This is a genomic window from Enterovibrio calviensis DSM 14347 (genome assembly GCF_000621165.1).
Classification (GTDB): domain Bacteria; phylum Pseudomonadota; class Gammaproteobacteria; order Enterobacterales; family Vibrionaceae; genus Enterovibrio; species Enterovibrio calviensis.
This window is the reverse complement of sequence record NZ_JHZA01000008.1, coordinates 12,081-26,725: the sequence shown is the minus strand read 5'-3', so window position 1 is coordinate 26,725 and position 14,645 is coordinate 12,081. Positions and strand designations below refer to the sequence as shown.

The following is a 14,645-nucleotide window of genomic DNA, read 5'->3' as shown; positions in this document are numbered from 1 at the left end:
ATTCTAAGCAACCTGCGTACGTCAACATGTCGGAAATAGATAGCCATGTCTATTTTGCGACATGCCTTCATTTGCGTCTTTTTTAGGTTAGTAAGCATCGGCTTTAGGCAAAAACGTCCGTTTCTAACGTGTAACTCTGAAGGTGCGCGATAAAGAGAACGAGGCATGCCAACGTGCCTCTTGTTTTTATTTAACTAAAAAAAGAGCCCTTACGATGAATCAAGACGTCATTATTACTTGCGCCATTAATGGTGCAGGGGATACCGCGGATAAAAATCCAAATGTGCCGATCACACCAGAACAAATTGCCAATTCAGCGATAGAAGCATGGAATGCAGGCGCTGCAATTGCACATATTCATGTTCGAGATCCAGAGACAAAACAAGGATCGAGACGCGTCGAATTGTACGCAGAGGTCTGCGAGCGTTTGCGCGCCTCTGATTGTGACGTTGTCATTAATCTAACCGCTGGCATGGGGGGCGATCTCTATATCGGGCCGGAAGAAAATCCAACGGCATTTTGCCCAGAAACGGATTTGGTGGGCGGGCTTGAACGCCTTGTGCACATTGAAGAACTCAAACCTGAAATCTGTACCCTCGATTGTGGTTCATTAAATTTTGGGGATAACAACCTTGTCTATGTCTCAACCCCTGACATGCTTCGGCGCGGAGCTGCCCGAATTAGAGAGCTTGGTGTCACGGTTGAGTTAGAGATTTTTGATACGGGCAATCTTTGGTTTGCCCTGCAAATGATGAAAGAAGGCCTGCTTGATGACAACGCCATGTTCCAACTGTGTCAGGGCATTCCTTGGGGCGCACCGCCGGACTTTACGTTACTAAAAGGCATGGTGGATATGCTGCCAGACCACAGCCAATGGACAGCGTTTGCGCTGGGTCGTAACCAGTTGCCTTGGGCGGCGCAGTCCGCCTTGTTAGGCGGCCATGTGCGTGTCGGCTTAGAAGACAACTTGTATCTTGAAAAAGGCGTGTTGGCGACGAATGGTCAATTGGTGGAACGCGCCGTTAATCTTATTGAAAACATGGGGGCGCGTGTTTTGAACCCAACTGAAGCCCGCGAAAAATTGCGCCTTCGTGGCACGCAATAGGAGGTTGATGATGGCGCGTCCTAATCCGGATCAAGTAACAAAAGTCGGTGTCATTGGCACCGGTGTTATTGGTGGTGCATGGGCTTTGCATTTCCTTCGCATGGGCATGGAGGTGGTCGCGTATGACCCCGGCCCCAATGCAAAAGAAAAGCTGCTAACCATGGTCGACAATATTTGGCCCACCATTGAAAAACTGGGCTTGAGAGAAGGCGCAAGCAAAGACAAATTGCGTTTTGTTGATTCCCTAGACCTTCTCGCCAATCAGGTTGAGGTCATCCAAGAAAGTACACCCGAACGAATGGATGCAAAGCGCGGGTTATTTGCCGAGCTTGATCGCATCGTCCCCGCTGACGTGGTGATCATTTCCAGCACCTCAGGGTTTGCCATGACAGACATGGCTCGTGAGCTTGAAACTCAGCCCGATAGGTTTGTGGTCGGCCATCCGTTCAATCCGCCTTATCTCGTGCCCTTTTGCGAAGTGTGTGGCGGAGAAAGAACCAGCCAAGAGGTGGTGGATTGGACGGCTGCCTTTTATGAGGCAACGGAAAAACAAGTCGCCAAAATGGACAAAGAACTGCCGGGCTTTATTGGTAACCGTTTACAAGAAGCATTATGGCGAGAAGCCCTCCATATGGTCGCAAACAAAGAATGCTCCGTTGAAGATATCGACAAAGCGATTGCCTATGGGCCGGGTTTGCGTTGGGCGATCATGGGGCACTGTTTAACCTTCCATTTAGGCGGAGGGCAAGGGGGCATGGCGCATTTGTTGGATCATTTTGAAGATGCGTTAGAAGAGCCGTGGACACGTCTGAAAGCGCCAAAACTCACACAAGCATTGAAAGATGACATGGTGGAAGGCTGCCTAACGCAAGCCAATGGGGCGTCCATCGATGAGCTGGTGCAAGAGCGTGATGATTGCCTCATCCGAATTATGCAAACGCTGAATGAGTATCGCGAAGAAAAAGGGATTAAACGCTGAGCGTTCAAAGCAAATAAATTCAAGATGACTGTTTTGACATAAATATCAAAGAGGTGGAAATGAAATTAAAAATGCGAGAAAGAATGCTCACTCACTAAAAACCATAGCAAAGGAGGATTTGCTGATGTCGTCTACTCCTCAAGAAGGCTTTGAAGCCGCAGAGACTAGGATGTTTAAAGCTGAAAAGCTTGCCCCGTCAGGGCCATTTAAAGGCATGCATAAGGGGATGACGATATGTTCGTCTCTGATGGTACTCGTTTTCGTGTTTTTTACGGGAGTGAACACGGAATTTGCGGGAGAGGTATTCGGCAGTGTTCGTTCTTGGATTGAAGTGACGTTTGGTTGGTATTACATGGTGACCATCGTTTTCTTAATCGCAGTATGTATTTTTATCGTCTTTAGTCGATTCGGTAGCGTGCGTTTAGGCGATGATGACAGCAGGCCGGACTTTACAAACTTCGCGTGGTTCTCGATGCTTTTTTCCGCGGGTATCGGTATTGGTATCTTATTCTTTGGCGTTGCTGAGCCGATCTTCTACCTCGATAACAGCGGGGCGTTTGGTTATCCGAATAACCCCTACGCCGACATGGCGGGCGCGGGCACCATTGGCTATGACCGCGCAGTAGATGCGCTGAGGGTTACTTTCTTCCACTGGGGATTTCACGGCTGGGCAGTCTATGTGATTGTCGGTATGTCATTGGCCTATTTTGCTTATCGTAAAAAACTCCCATTAGCACTGCGCTCTGCACTCTATCCCTTCATTGGCGATCGTATTTATGGCCCCATTGGACACATGGTCGATATTTTCGGCGTGCTAGGGTGCGTTTTTGGTGTGGCAACCTCGCTGGGGTTGGGCGTCAGCCAGATGTCCGTCGGGCTTGAAAGGCTGTTTGGTGTAGACCCAGGCATATCGACGCAACTTACCCTGATTGCATTAATTACGATCGTTTCCATTTTGTCCGCTCTGTCTGGGGTGGGGCGCGGTATCAGAATCATTTCTCAGTGGAATATTATTGTTTCGATTATTGTCGTTGCGCTGTTCTTGTTTGCTGGGCCGACTGGCTGGGTGTTAGGTGCTTTTGGTTCTGCCGTTGGGGATTATCTCGCCAACTTTATTCAAATGGGACTTTGGTTTCCTGAAGAAGAAGGCCCTGCGAATTGGCAAAACGGCTGGACAGTTTTTTATTGGGGCTGGTGGTTAGCGTGGGCCCCCTTTGTTGGATTGTTTATTGCGCGAATTTCTCGTGGCCGCACGTTAAGAGAGTTTGTGATTGGCGTGCTCCTCGTGCCGACAACCATCATCTTCGTGTGGCTAGGAATCTTTGGTGGAACCGCACTTTATCAAGAGCTGACAGCCAGTTCGGGCGTGGGCACGGCGGGGATTATTGATCTTGTTAATGCGTGGAACTTGCCTGAGGCGTTATTCGCTAACGCTGATGGGATCTTTGGTAACGGCGCACTCGGTTGGATCGTGTCTGCCATGATGGTCTTTCTTCTCATGAGTTGGTTTGTGACATCGTCGGACTCTGGCATCGTCGTATTAACGACCATTCTGTCTTTGGGCAATGAAGACCCGCCAAAAACGTTCCGCGTTTTTTGGGGTGTTGTTGTTGGGTTGGTTGCTGCAGCCCTGTTAGTCGCAGGGGGGTTGAGCGCGCTGCAAACCGCCAATATTGCAGCGGCCTTGCCACTAAGCTTGGTGATCATTTTGATGACGCTCGGTGTGCTTAAATCGCTCTTCAACGATGTGAGCGGGTTGGGGAAAGGAACCGATGGCGGCAATGAAACACCGTTAGCCAAAGACGAATAATCTTTAGCTAAACTAAAAAGATACGGCGGAGCAAAAAGAGGCCGTATCTTTTTAGGAGATCTGATGCAAACCTCGTTACTTAAATCTTCATCCCGAGAGGCACAAAAGCCATTAATTGCTGATGATGATGGGGTCTTCACCTTGTCTTTTCTGCTGTTGCCTGAATACGCGATGGTGTCACTGCTCTCTGCCATCGAGCCATTACGCATAGCAAACCGCTTGGCAGGTAAAACCTTGTTTCGTTGGCAATGTTTTAGTGAAGATGGCGAGCCTGTTTTAGCCAGCAATGGTCTGGCACTTCAGGAATCCATTTCAATCAATACCAATGAAAAACCCCGCAACCTTTTTGTGAATGCGAGCTTCCATCCAGAAAAGCACACGTCAGAGAGCGCCATAAAATGGCTGCGTGATCTGCATCGGCTCGGGTTCATGATCGGTGCGCTCGATACGGGTTGTTACTTACTGGCCAAGGCCAAGTTATTAGATGGCTATCCCATCACCTTACATTGGGAAGCGAAGCCGTCCTTTCAAGAGCGTTATCCTGAACTTGAAATCAGTGATGAGCTATTTGAAATTCAAGGCAAACGCATCACGTGTGCAGGTGGCACTGCCGCAACTGACATGATGCTGTATTTAATCGACACCTATTTTGAGCCAGAACTCGCGATCCTTGTGTGCGAGCAATTAATTAAAAGTACAGCGAGAAGCCAAACCGATCATCAACGAGCCAGCCAAGCCGAAAAGCTCAAATTACATCACCCTAAAATGGTAAAAGCCCTCGCGTTAATGGCCGCTAACATTGAAACCCCCTTAGCCACATCGGATTTGGCAGACAGCCTGTCAATTTCTGTTCGGCACCTGGAAAGGTTGTTCTTGCAACATTTGGCCTGTTCTCCGTCTGCGTATTACGTACAAATGCGAGTGGAGCACGCGCGGTATCTGTTGTCTGACTCTGGGCTCAGCATTGCGGATATCGCCTTAGCGTGTGGCTTTAGCTCTACCGCCCATTTTAGTCGTCGTTATCGCGCGCTTTATGGCACCACGGCCAGCCAATACCGATCGGGGATTCAATAATTGAATCTTGGCGAAACTAAAGCGCGTCCCTTTCAAGCACCCTTATCCGAGACAAGAGTTCATCTCTGTCGATATAGCAGCCTTGCAAATGCCTTGAGCCCGTTTTTAGGTCGAACGCATTGCGTGCGTGTAAGACGCGGCGGTTATCAAAAACGATCAGATCGCCGCCATTCAGGCGATGGAAAAACTGAAACCTTTCCTCTCTCGTTAATCGAATAAAACAGCGATACGCTTTGTAGAGCGCAAGGGTTTGATGCGCGGGTACATCAATGGGCCCTCTAAGAAAGTTCGCAAGGCGAACTTCAACTACCTGATCGTTTTCATCAACCACAATGGCTTTGCCGCGAAAGCGGTAGTCGCTGTGTTTGTCCTTGTTGTAAAAGGCCATCGGTATGCTGGATAAACTTTTAAACTCGTCGGAGTAATGCTCGCGCATGTGTTCGGCGATCTTAAAACCATCAACCAAAATGGATTCTCCGCCAGCGGCATCATTGACTAAACAATGCAAAAACTGCAGGCCGGGCTGGAGTTCTCGTGTGGGCAAATCGGTATGCAGCGGCAAACGCAAATCGGTATACGCCGAGCTGTTTGCATCCGCTTTTGCCTGCACATTAAAAATGGTGCCGAAGTTCGTTTCTCTGATAAAAGAGATGCGGTTCGCGACGTTTATCAGCGTATTTGGCGCGGTATCGACATCTTTAATCAGCGCGATCCCATAATCTCTTAAATCCTTTAGCCAGGTTAAAAGGTGTTGATCACTTTGCAAGATGTTGAGGTAAGTGTTCGTCGGCAGCGCTTGGTTGATTGCGTCTTTGTCCCACACTTTCGCTTGCCATTGTTTGGCGGCGAGGGCGCTTTCGCTGTAACAATGACTGAATAACCACCCGGGGTGATATTGGCTATTGTGATCAGCATGATCCCACGTGATGACGAGTCTGTTGTCTTCAGAGAGATAAGCTTCTTTCGGTTTAATGGTTTCGGGGACATCACAAATCTCAAAGACTTGCTCGCGAGTGAGCGTGGCGATGCATTCCGCACAATGACAATTGTCCCTTAACCACAGGTAGTGGTATTCGCTCTCATGTCCGTTATCCCACGCGATCAAAAGTGACTCGCTGCCTACATCAACCCGAACAGGAACATGTTTGATTGGATATGGCGTAAAGGATGCAATTTCTGTGTGCGTATCGGCGACTGTCATCGTGCTTTCCTCGTGAATATCCCAATAAAATTGAGGTGATGCGTTGAGTCATCTTATTACGAGGATTCAGGATTTCCGTGATACCCAGTCGACATCATTTTGCACCAATCCGACATGTTTTTATGGGCCGATAAATTTTTCGGAATCGACCCTGCTAACGCACACCAACACGGTGTTTCGGCGAGAAGGTGTCACCTCATGCGACGTAGCGTTACGTATATTGTCACTTCGGACACGGTGCTTTTGACTTGCGCTGTCTTGTTGCAAGCTTCTGAAAACGCAGAGAGTTGCAGGCGCGAACAACGCCAACATCAACGCCCTGCAGATGAGAGAACGAATCTCAACGAAGCAACGCAATGGAGGCACACGATGCTAAACCAACAGCAAATGACGCAAAGATTGATGACGTGGGGAATGGTATTTCTCACGTTTGTAGTAGGCTGGTTTGCACCCGCTGCGATGGCGAGCGGCTTATTGAAACCGACAAACAGCCAACACCAAGACCTCACCATCGAAACCCACCACGTGGATGTCGTTATCGAAGACGGCTACGCGACAACGTCCATCGAACAAATCTTCTATAACCCGAATAATGACGTGCTCGAAGCGCGCTACTCGTTTCCTGTCCCGCAAGAAGCTGTCGTGGGTGAGTTCATTTACTGGATAAACGGCACGCCAGTGATTGCAGAATCCGTGGCGAAAGACAAAGCCAAAAAGATTTATGAAGAGCAAAAAGCGCAAGGCAATGCGACGGCATTGACTGAAAAAGACGAGTACAAAACGTTTGAGATGCGCGTCTTCCCTGTTCAGCCTCAACAGCGAGTGAAGGTGAGGTTGGTCTATCTGCAAGATGCGCTGATTGATCACGGCATTGGCCGTTACGTGTACCCGATGGAAGAGGGCGGTGTCGATGAAGCGCGCGACAGCTTTTGGACGCGTAATGATGCCGTGCAGCATGACTTCTCGTTCAACGTTGCACTGAAATCCGCGTATCCCGTTGACGGTGTGCGCTTGCCATCGCACCCCAATGCAGCACTCACACAAGAGGCGTTAGGCGAGCACACGATTTGGAAGGCGCAAGTGGCGAACCAATCGTCAGCCGTGGTTGAAGAGGAAGGCGTGACAGCATCACCTTCTGCACCTGCGTACCGTTTGGATCAAGACATCGTGGTTTACTGGCGTCTGCAAGATGGATTGCCGGGTCGCTTGGACATGGTTGCGTACCGTGACCCTGAAGAATCAAAGCGCGGCACCGTGAAGCTCACCTTTACGCCGGGTGATGACTTGGGGCCTGTAACCCAAGGGCGCGATTGGGTGTTCGTCTTAGACAAGTCAGGATCAATGTCGGGCAAGTACAACACCTTGGCGGAAGGGGTTCGACAGGGGCTGAACAAACTGCCACAACAAGACCGTTTTCGTATTGTGATGTTTGATAGCGCAACGTATGACCTGACCAATGGCTTCATATCTGCCAACAAGACAAACGTTGAAAAAGCCCTGAGTGAAATTTCAGCCATGCAACCGAGCAACGGCACCAATCTCTATGAAGGTTTGGGCGCAGCGGTGCGTAAGCTCGATGCCGACCGCCCAACAGGTATCGTGCTGGTGACGGATGGTGTCGCGAATGTGGGGGTGACTGAAAAGCGGAAATTCTTCCAAATGATGGAGAAATACGATGTCCGCTTGTTTACCTTCATCATGGGTAACAGTGCGAATACGCCGCTATTGGTGCCGATGACCAAGCTATCAAATGGTGTTGCTACCTCCGTTTCGAATGCGGATGACATGATGGGGCATTTGCTCAACATATCGAGCAAGTTAACGCACCAAGCGTATCGCGATATTCAATTGGATATCGACGGCGTGAAGGTGAAAGATCTGACACCAGAAGCCATCAGTAGCTTGTACCGTGGTGAGCAACTGACGGTGTTCGGTCATTACTTCAAAGCGGGAACGGCGGACGTGACCTTGAGCATGAAAGTGAATGGCGAGACGCGTCGATACACCACCAAGGTATCACTGCCAGAGAAAACGCTGCGTAACCCAGAGCTTGAAAGAATGTGGGCATTCTCAGCAATTCGAGATTTAGAAGCGCAGATGGATTACCTTGAGCAGAAAGATGCGGACAAAGAACAAGCCATAGAAGACATCGCCGTCGAGTATGGGCTGTTGACGGACTACACCTCGCTGCTGGTGGTCGAAGAGGATGTATTCCAACAGCTTGGCGTTGAGCGCAATAACCAAGCGCGCGTGCAGAAAGAGCAGCAAGCACGACAAACACGTCAAACCCAGAACGTACAACCAACACAAGCCGACACGAGTCAGCCAATGTTTACCCAACCTGCACCCACGCATTCGCGTCCTCGCAGTGGAAGCAGTGGAGGTAGCATGAACTGGATGGTGTTTATGTTGTTAGGGTTGGGGATGCTTAGTCGTTGGGGGCTAACTAGGAAGCGATGATAGTCGTATTTCTCACAGAAACAGGGCGCTCAAGCGAGGGTCCTGTTTCGTTTGTGATGATAAGAGTGCGGCATATCATCGTTTAAGAACTGGCCTGTTTTTTCTTCAGCCTAATTCAAAATAAGTCTTTACAATGGCCCTGACTAGAGTAATATTGGCCTCGCTCTGTAAGTCAGAGTTATTAATAAAGCGTAAAGTAAAAGTAAAACCTCAGATTTCGTCACTAGTTGTAGTTCTCTGTGTTTCCCTTAGCTTCATCGTCACATTAAATAATTCCAGCACAGTGCATCGCATTAATGCGAATATTTTTTGAATTAAATATAAGGGACACAAAATGTCTAACAAAACAACTGGTCTAGTAAAGTGGTTTAACGAAGATAAAGGTTTCGGTTTCATCACTCAAGACAACGGCGGTGCTGACGTATTCGTTCACTTCCGTGCTATCGCTTCTGAGGGTTTCAAAACTCTTTCTGAAGGCCAAAAAGTATCTTTCGAAGTTGAGCAAGGCCAAAAAGGCCCACAAGCTGCTAACGTAGTAGCTCTATAATTTCGAAAGTCGGCGCAAGTGGCTCTGCCATTTGCGCTACTTTTTTATCTGCACTACCTGTTTTCTCCCCCGCTTTTCCCTCTCTCAATACCAATCGTTACAAATCACTTGTTCAGTTTCAGCATTCTTTTTTACTATCGCTTTGCCAAAGCACACGACTAACACCTATTTCTTCAACACCTTAGCTTGATCACGCCGACTTTTCGCATTGTCATCCCGATCCGTTTAACGGCTTTGAACCGTTTCTGATGGCTTGAAATCTTGCTTTGATTGCTTCGTGATCACTGCTGATCTCAGCTCAAACTCAAACCGCCGTCCATCACCAGCGTATGACCCACGACATAGCTTGCTTGTTCTGAGCTTAACCACAATATGGCATTGGCTATTTCTTCAGGAATCGCAAATCTCCCATTGGGCACTTGCCTTGCCACTGTCTCTTTTAATGCACTGCCTAACTCGGCTTGCTGTTGATCCCAGCGTGGAGTCCAAGTGACCCCTGGCGCGACAGCATTCACGCGAATGCCTTTGCGGATAGCATCAATTGCGACAGAACGCGTTAATCCTTCAATCGCATGTTTGGTCGCTGAAAACATCGCAGCGTTAGGGTTTGGGCGAGAACCGTTGACTGAGCTGACGTTAACAATCGAACTACCCTCGGACATGAGGTTGATCTCGTAACGTAAGCAAAGGGCAGGTAACCAGAAGTCTCCAATCATTGTGCTGTAAAGAGCATCAATCGGCACGTTGCCATAGTCGCCACGGGATTCAAGCGGGGGAGCGGCATTGTTGATGGCGACATCGATATGGCCGTAGTTCTCGCGAATATACCCAAAGAAGCGGTCTACTTGTTGGACGTCTTTCAGGTCAACGGGAAGGTAATCAATGGATGACAAGTGGGGATAACGCGCTAGCACCCTGTTCCATTTTTCTTCATTGCGAGAGCATGTAATGACTTTGAATCCTGCATGATGGAATGCTAGGACAGTATGAAGGCCGATACCGCTGCTGCCGCCTGTAACAAGGGCTATTTTCATGTGCGCTCCGTTTGGGAGGTGGTACCAATCAGAGTCAATTTTCAATCATGATTGCTGGCTAAATCGACAATAGCGGCTTTAGATATCTCACAAGCAGAATAACGACGTTCTGCAATATCTTCGTTGCTTTTGACGATCCTTCCTGTGCCAATTCAAGATCGATAATCTAATCCGATGGGTACGAGAAGCGCTTGGCTAGCGGTGCGTGAACAAATCGTCCAACAGTAATTTTTTTGTTCCGCGGACCTTTCTCTGTTCTTCATGTTCTTCGTGAAATTGCTGCTCGCCAAGCATAATAATAATGTCGAAGAAGTAGCTAACGCTACCTCTTTGATTATTCATTATTTTAAGCATAGCATCGCTGAAAATTTCGGGGCTGTTATGGGTTAAATTCGACGCGATCTTTCCGATTTGCTGGCAGCAATAGGTGGTTCGTGGCTTGTCTGCGGTGTGCGCATAGCTAATACACGTCGTCCATTCTTCGCTTCTGAGCGAGCGCCAAATGCCATTCGCAATTTGTAAGCGTTCTTCGACGGGCGTGTTCGTCAGAGCTTTCACTAAATAGGCATGTTTGGACTGATTCACCTTTTGTTTTACGCGGTCGGACTCAATAAAAGTGTTGGTCAGTAAAGGCATGGAAACGAGATAGAGCAAAAGTGTCACGCTGAGCGTGGCAATAAAGAAGGCATCTTGTGTTAAGCCAAAATACACACAACTCGCGATGGTGATGGCAGCAAAAATCAAAAATGCCAGAGAAATAGCGAGGCGAGCGTACCACTTGGATGTCACAACAAAATCAGGCATGTTTTGATTCAGCGCCTGAAGTGACACGCCTTTAAAAGCCATGTCAGGATACTTTGGGACTGGGAATTGCTCCTGATGCATCACAAGTCTCCATTGAAAAAGAATGCCTTATCAACACGATACTGCTTTGACCATGAAAAATCTTATTTCACATCAAGTAATCGGAAAATAGAAGCCGGCATGAATAACTGATTGATCTCCCAATCGATCAGTCTTCATTACCTTTTTCAATCCACCCATGCTCGATCGCGTATTTCACTAGACCTGCCGTGGATGTTACGCCGAGTTTCTTTTTGACACGTAGCCGATGTGTTTCCACCGTTCTCACGCTGATATCGAGTTCTCTGGCGATAGTCTTATTGCATGCGCCGTTGGCGATAAGGATTAGCACGTCTTTTTCTCGAGGAGTAGGAAGAGTGTCGTCGTTTTCTTTTTGCTCTAGGGCGCTCATGCTTTCGAGCAAGGTTTCAGACACGCCAGCACTAAAATAAGAGCCGCCGTTGGCAATGATATCTAACGCTTGGACGAGTTCTAGTGATGACACATCTTTTAGCACATAGCCTTTTGCACCGCCGCGCATTGCGGCCATGATGTATTCCTTGTTGTTGTGCATACTGAGGATTACCACTTTTATCTCAGGAGCTTTGGTGTGTAAGACGGACAGCACCTCTAAACCCGTCTTTTTCGGCATAGAAATATCAGTGAGTAGAATATCGGGTTTTAATTCGAGGGCTTTCTCTATAGCCGCTTCGCCATCGTTGGCGGCGCCTAAAATGGTGAATTGTGGCTGCTTAGACAATCGTTCCATTAGCCCATCTTGAAGCAAGACATGATCATCTGCGAGCAAGAGCGTCGTCATCGTGTTTCTCCTTGTTGGTTCACTACTTTAATTCTCTCAGCAATCCTTGCGTGTTCGACTAATGGTTAATAGGGACAATCGCACGAATCTCTGTGCCTTGATTGGGTAAGCTGTTGATTGAAAAAGATCCCTCTAAGTTTTCAATACGCTCGCGCATGTTTTTTAACCCCATTGACTGGCTTACAGTGTTGACACTATGTTCCTCAAATCCAACACCATCATCTGCGATAGTCAGCATGATTTCCTGTTCTTCTTGCTGAAGTATGATGTCGACCCCTTTGGCATTGGCGTGTTTCTCGGCGTTATGGAGCGCTTCTTGAGCCACTCGATAGAGGGTGGTTTCAGTAAGCTTTGATACATCAGCCATATTGAGGTGGTGCTCGAAAATGACCTGCATGCCAGAGCGTTCAGAAACCTCCTTCGCCAGATCTTCTAACGCTGAAAGCAGACCTAAATCGTCTAATAGAGCGGGGCGTAAGTCTTTTGAAATTCGTCTGAGTTCGCGAACCGCGTCGTCCAGAGTGGATTGGCCGAGTGAAACGTTGTTATCACGTTCTTGGTCTGATTTTGCGTCTTTGATGCTGTCGAATCGGTATTTCACGGAAACCAGCATCTGGTTGATGCCGTCATGTAACTCTCGTGCGACTCGCGTCCTTTCTTCTTCTTGTGACTCGATGATTTGTCTGTTGAGCGATTGCAGTTTTTTGTCCGCTAATTCACGAGCACTGATGTGAATACTGGTGGCTAGGCTAGCCATAATGCCAATGGTGATCACTAACGTGATGCCAAGGCCAATAAAGGTTTTGCTAATGGTTTCATCAATTTTCCCATGCACGGATGCAACCTGCGTGTCGATGTCATCAATATACACGCCGGTACCGACCATCCATCCCCACTTATCTAGCCCAATGGCGTAACTGAGTTTTTTGACTTGCTCTTTTCTAGATGGCTTGTGCCAGTAATAGTCAACAAATCCGCCACCTTGTTGCGCGACACGTATAAGGGCTTGTAGCAACTTGAAGCCGCGATTGTCTTCAACATCCCATATATTTTGCCCGACCATTTCGGGCTGGTAGGGCAGCACGAGGTTGGTGCCGTCGTAGGTATACGCAAAGAAGTAACCATCTTCGCCGTAGGTGAGATTATTCAAAATATTGATGACGGCTTGCTTGGCTTCGTCATCATTTTCGTTAGCGGTGTCATAAATTGGAGCAATAGAGGCTCGAGCCAATTCAACGTACTTAAGCAGTTCTTGTTTTTTGGACAACAAGGTTTCTGAGCGGATGAGATTGGCCTGATTCTTAGACAACGCATCAGATTGAATAACGACGAGCCCAATAATTAGCCCAAACATCAACAGTAAGGGAAGCATTGCGAGGATAAGGATTTTGACTCTTAACCGCGTGCTTATGCCTGATAATTTCGTCAACATGATTTCGATTTTTCTTCAATTCTCTATTAACTACGTAAAAACACGTACGCCGATTACGCATTGCTATGTACGGTAAGTCCGTTTTCTAACTGATATTTTTTTACGTGTTGCACCGATAATCTAGACGGTAACAAATTATTAACAGTCTCAATGTGCTCTAAACCTCAACCCGACAAGCAGCATAACAATACATACAAAACAGTGATGCTGCGCACCAAGGAGTGGACAATGAACAGACCAATTTCAACGACATTAAAAGCGCTTGCCGTCGCTACCCTGTGCGTCTCTGGCTCAGCGTTGGCGGACAAAGTGTTACTGAAAACACCGATAGCATTTGGTACTCACCTTCCTGCACTCGGCACACCGATTAAATGGGTATCTGAACGAATTGAACCCGTCACTGGAAACACCATCAGAATGAAAGTGTATGAGCCGGGTAAGCTGGTTGCACCACTAGAAATTCTTGATGCAGTTTCCAGTGGTAAAGTGAATTCTGGATACGCAACAGCGGGTTACTGGCAAGGGAAAATGCCAGCCGCGGCGCTATTCTCAGCGGTACCATTTGGCCCAGAAGCGCCGGAATATATGGCTTGGCTGTTTTACGGCAACGGTTTGAAACTGTATCAAGGCATGTACGATGAAGCTGGTTACAACGTGAAAGTCCTGCCGTGTGCCATTATCTCGCCAGAGACATCAGGCTGGTTTAAAAAGCCTATCGATAAGCCAGAAGATCTCAAAGGGTTGACCATGCGCTTCTTTGGCTTAGGCGGCCAAGTCATGGAAAAACTCGGCGTAGGCACAGTGCAACTGCCTGGCGGTGAAATATTTGGTGCGCTTGAGAAAGGTGCGATAGATGCAAGTGAGTTCTCTCAACCTGCCATCGACCAGCGTTTGGGCTTCCAAAAGATCGTCAAGTACAACTACTTCCCTGGCTGGCACCAGCAAGCCACGGTCTTTGAACTTCTGATCAACAAAGACACTTGGAACGATATGAACGAAGACCAGCAGTCTGCGGTTGAAACCTTATGTTTGGCATCAATGACGAATTCGATTGCTGAAGGTGAGTCAATGCAGTTTGAAGCGATGCAAAAAGCCCAAGAGCAGGGCGTAGAGCTTCGTTACTGGAATGACGACATGCTGAACTTGTTCCAAACCACGTGGTTGGATGTTGTGGAAGAGCAGAAGAAAGACCCGTACTTCGACAAAGTGTGGAAAGACATGTCTGAATTCCGCCAAAACTACCAGATCTGGGAATCGAAAGGCTTCCTACCTCGTAATTAAACCCCTGTTATGACGGGTAGCAGGACGCTACCCGCTTTCGTTAACTTGGGTGAAGGAGC

Annotated in this window: 12 protein-coding genes; 7 read left to right on the top strand and 5 right to left on the bottom strand. The window is 48.0% G+C overall.

Annotated elements, in window-relative coordinates:
- Nucleotides 1–214: 214 nt before the first annotated feature.
- The 4 genes from Q365_RS0107090 to Q365_RS0107075 all read left to right on the top strand — a co-directional run bounded on the left by Q365_RS0107090 (nt 215) and on the right by Q365_RS0107075 (nt 4,968).
- Nucleotides 215–1,105, top strand: a complete 891-nt coding sequence (locus tag Q365_RS0107090; RefSeq protein WP_028022691.1) for a BKACE family enzyme — start codon at nt 215–217, stop codon at nt 1,103–1,105.
- A 10-nt stretch (nt 1,106–1,115) separates the two neighbouring features.
- On the top strand, nt 1,116–2,084 hold the full coding sequence (locus tag Q365_RS0107085; protein WP_211254244.1) for a 3-hydroxyacyl-CoA dehydrogenase NAD-binding domain-containing protein: 969 nt from the start codon (nt 1,116–1,118) through the stop codon (nt 2,082–2,084).
- Between the two features lie 124 nt (nt 2,085–2,208).
- Nucleotides 2,209–3,894 carry a BCCT family transporter gene (locus Q365_RS0107080; RefSeq protein ID WP_081796189.1) on the top strand — a complete coding sequence of 562 codons (1,686 nt, stop codon included), beginning with the start codon at nt 2,209–2,211 and terminating at the stop codon, nt 3,892–3,894.
- A 63-nt stretch (nt 3,895–3,957) separates the two neighbouring features.
- On the top strand, nt 3,958–4,968 hold the full coding sequence (locus Q365_RS0107075; RefSeq protein ID WP_051563773.1) for a GlxA family transcriptional regulator: 1,011 nt from the start codon (nt 3,958–3,960) through the stop codon (nt 4,966–4,968).
- Nucleotides 4,969–4,984: 16 nt separating this feature from the next.
- On the opposite strand, the gene Q365_RS0107070 is transcribed toward Q365_RS0107075, so the two are convergent.
- The gene (locus Q365_RS0107070; RefSeq protein ID WP_028022687.1) at nt 4,985–6,169 is read right to left on the bottom strand and encodes a TauD/TfdA family dioxygenase; all 1,185 of its coding nucleotides are present in this window, start codon (nt 6,167–6,169) and stop codon (nt 4,985–4,987) included.
- A 369-nt stretch (nt 6,170–6,538) separates the two neighbouring features.
- On the opposite strand from Q365_RS0107070, the gene Q365_RS0107065 reads away from it, so the two are divergent.
- Nucleotides 6,539–8,629 (top strand): VIT and vWA domain-containing protein, encoded by a 2,091-nt coding sequence (locus Q365_RS0107065; RefSeq protein WP_028022686.1) that lies wholly within the window; start codon nt 6,539–6,541, stop codon nt 8,627–8,629.
- Between the two features lie 334 nt (nt 8,630–8,963).
- Entirely contained in the window at nt 8,964–9,176 is a 213-nt protein-coding gene (cspE, locus tag Q365_RS0107060; RefSeq protein WP_016958898.1) for a transcription antiterminator/RNA stability regulator CspE, read from the top strand.
- Nucleotides 9,177–9,469: 293 nt separating this feature from the next.
- Here cspE and Q365_RS0107055 read toward each other — a convergent pair whose 3' ends face one another.
- The 4 genes from Q365_RS0107055 to Q365_RS0107040 all read right to left on the bottom strand — a co-directional run bounded on the left by Q365_RS0107055 (nt 9,470) and on the right by Q365_RS0107040 (nt 13,305).
- On the bottom strand, nt 9,470–10,210 hold the full coding sequence (locus tag Q365_RS0107055) for an SDR family NAD(P)-dependent oxidoreductase (RefSeq protein WP_028022685.1): 741 nt from the start codon (nt 10,208–10,210) through the stop codon (nt 9,470–9,472).
- A 195-nt stretch (nt 10,211–10,405) separates the two neighbouring features.
- Entirely contained in the window at nt 10,406–11,095 is a 690-nt protein-coding gene (locus tag Q365_RS0107050) for a hypothetical protein (protein ID WP_028022684.1), read from the bottom strand.
- 127 nt (nt 11,096–11,222) lie between these two features.
- A complete protein-coding gene (locus Q365_RS0107045; RefSeq protein ID WP_028022683.1) occupies nt 11,223–11,873 on the bottom strand; it encodes a response regulator in 651 nt (216 codons plus the stop codon).
- Nucleotides 11,874–11,931: 58 nt separating this feature from the next.
- Nucleotides 11,932–13,305: a cache domain-containing protein gene (locus Q365_RS0107040; protein ID WP_028022682.1), complete on the bottom strand. Its 1,374-nt coding sequence runs from the start codon at nt 13,303–13,305 to the stop codon at nt 11,932–11,934.
- Between the two features lie 228 nt (nt 13,306–13,533).
- Between Q365_RS0107040 and Q365_RS0107035 the strand changes: the two genes are divergently transcribed.
- Nucleotides 13,534–14,586 (top strand): TRAP transporter substrate-binding protein, encoded by a 1,053-nt coding sequence (locus Q365_RS0107035; RefSeq protein ID WP_028022681.1) that lies wholly within the window; start codon nt 13,534–13,536, stop codon nt 14,584–14,586.
- Nucleotides 14,587–14,645: the final 59 nt, after the last annotated feature.

Bases quoted from the DNA above. Each gene is read 5' to 3' on its own strand.
- Q365_RS0107090 (WP_028022691.1), top strand. From the start codon at position 215: ATGAATCAAGACGTCATTATTACTTGCGCCATTAATGGTGCAGGGGAT.
- Q365_RS0107085 (WP_211254244.1), top strand. From the start codon at position 1,116: ATGGCGCGTCCTAATCCGGATCAAGTAACAAAAGTCGGTGTCATTGGC.
- Q365_RS0107080 (WP_081796189.1), top strand. From the start codon at position 2,209: ATGTCGTCTACTCCTCAAGAAGGCTTTGAAGCCGCAGAGACTAGGATG.
- Q365_RS0107075 (WP_051563773.1), top strand. From the start codon at position 3,958: ATGCAAACCTCGTTACTTAAATCTTCATCCCGAGAGGCACAAAAGCCA.
- Q365_RS0107070 (WP_028022687.1), bottom strand. From the start codon at position 6,169: ATGACAGTCGCCGATACGCACACAGAAATTGCATCCTTTACGCCATAT.
- Q365_RS0107065 (WP_028022686.1), top strand. From the start codon at position 6,539: ATGCTAAACCAACAGCAAATGACGCAAAGATTGATGACGTGGGGAATG.
- cspE (WP_016958898.1), top strand. From the start codon at position 8,964: ATGTCTAACAAAACAACTGGTCTAGTAAAGTGGTTTAACGAAGATAAA.
- Q365_RS0107055 (WP_028022685.1), bottom strand. From the start codon at position 10,210: ATGAAAATAGCCCTTGTTACAGGCGGCAGCAGCGGTATCGGCCTTCAT.
- Q365_RS0107050 (WP_028022684.1), bottom strand. From the start codon at position 11,095: ATGCATCAGGAGCAATTCCCAGTCCCAAAGTATCCTGACATGGCTTTT.
- Q365_RS0107045 (WP_028022683.1), bottom strand. From the start codon at position 11,873: ATGACGACGCTCTTGCTCGCAGATGATCATGTCTTGCTTCAAGATGGG.
- Q365_RS0107040 (WP_028022682.1), bottom strand. From the start codon at position 13,305: ATGTTGACGAAATTATCAGGCATAAGCACGCGGTTAAGAGTCAAAATC.
- Q365_RS0107035 (WP_028022681.1), top strand. From the start codon at position 13,534: ATGAACAGACCAATTTCAACGACATTAAAAGCGCTTGCCGTCGCTACC.